The organism is Dietzia maris, from assembly GCF_014144855.1.
GTDB lineage: Bacteria > Actinomycetota > Actinomycetes > Mycobacteriales > Mycobacteriaceae > Dietzia > Dietzia kunjamensis.
Genome location: NZ_JAALDN010000513.1, coordinates 1 through 1,395, shown reverse-complemented (window position 1 = coordinate 1,395; position 1,395 = coordinate 1). Strand labels below are relative to the sequence as shown.

Sequence of the window (1,395 nt, the reverse complement as noted above, 5' to 3'; positions counted from 1 at the left end):
GCACTGCGGCCTCGTCGGCGGCGTGGGCGGCGACGAATCCCGCCGGGTCGGCCTCGAACGCGATCCGGCGGCGCACCACCTCGGCGCGCAGCTCCGGGTCCCGGGGCGCGGCCACCTCCACGGTGAGGCCGAAGCGGTCCAGCAGCTGGGGCCGGAGCTCACCCTCCTCGGGGTTCATGGTGCCGATCAGCACGAAGCGCGCGGCGTGCTCCACCGAGATGCCGTCGCGCTCCACGGTCACCCGGCCCATCGCGGCGGCGTCGAGCAGAAGGTCCACCACGTGGTCGTGGAGCAGGTTGACCTCGTCCACGTAGAGCAGTCCGCGGTGTGCGCGGGCGAGTAGGCCCGGTTGGAACACGGTCACGCCATCGGCGAGCGCACTCTCCAGGTGTAGTGATCCGGTGATGCGGTCCTCGGACACCCCGATCGGCAGCTCGACCAGGCGGACCGGCCGCCGCTCGGTGGGCGCGTCGTGGGGGATACGCCCGTCCGGGGTCTCGGAACCGCGGTCGTCAGGTGCGGAGGAGAAGCGGTCGCCGGTGACGACCTCGACCTCCGGCAGGATCCCGGCGAGGGCGCGAACTATCGTGGACTTGGCCGTGCCCTTCTCGCCGCGGATCAGCACGCCGCCGACCGCCGGGGACACCGCGGTCAGGGTCAGGGCCAGCGCCATGTCGTCGGAACCGACGACAGCGCTGAAGGGGTAGTGCAGTGGCATGGGGGCTCCCGCTCTCGTCTGCCAGGCTGGTCAGCGCGAGGCCGGTCTCCGGACTTCCCGGCTCATCTCGGACGTGCGCGCGGGGCGCGATCGCCTGAGAGGCCGGGTTACCGTAGCGGGCCCTGTGCCGGATTCTCACCGGCTTCCCTGATTCTCCCCTCCGCTCCGCCTGTGGCGGGTCGTGGGGCACCTCGTGCTGTGGGGTCTGTTCGGTTGTGTGGTCCCGAGGCTAGCCCAACGGCCTGTCCCGGGGCGCCTCAGGTGTCGCGGTAGGGTTCCGCGTCATGAACGCACGGGTGGTGGTCGTCGGCATCGGCGGCGACGGGTGGGCGGGGCTCGACGAGACCCGCCGTCGCGCCGTCCTGGGCGCCGAGGTGGTGCTCGGCGGTGAGCGTCATCTGGCGATGATTCCGGGCGACGTGCCGGCCGAACGAGTGCCGTGGCCGCGGCCACTGAGGGAGGGGTTGCCGGAGCTGCTCGAGCAGTTCCGCGGGCGGTCGATCGTGGCCCTGGCCTCGGGCGATCCGCTGGTCGCCGGGATCGGCACCACCCTGATCGATGTGCTGAGCGCGGACGCGGTGGAGGTGCTCCCGGCGGTGTCCTCGGTCGCGCTGGCCTGCGCCCGGATGCGGTGGCCGGCCGAGTCCGTGGCGGTGCTGCGCGACCACCGCGCGCTG

Annotated in this window: 2 protein-coding genes and 1 riboswitch; of the genes, one reads left to right on the top strand and one right to left on the bottom strand. The window is 72.8% G+C overall.

Annotated features, from left to right (window positions below):
* On the bottom strand, positions 1-718 hold a 718-nt coding region (locus G6024_RS15440), incomplete at its 3' end, for a magnesium chelatase ATPase subunit I (protein WP_159149107.1).
* 22 nt (positions 719-740) lie between these two features.
* Positions 741-927: riboswitch (cobalamin riboswitch) on the bottom strand.
* Positions 928-1,002: 75 nt separating this feature from the next.
* Here G6024_RS15440 and G6024_RS15435 point away from each other — a divergent pair.
* Positions 1,003-1,395, top strand: a 393-nt coding sequence (locus tag G6024_RS15435; protein WP_182640412.1) for an SAM-dependent methyltransferase, incomplete at its 3' end; no start/stop codon positions are given.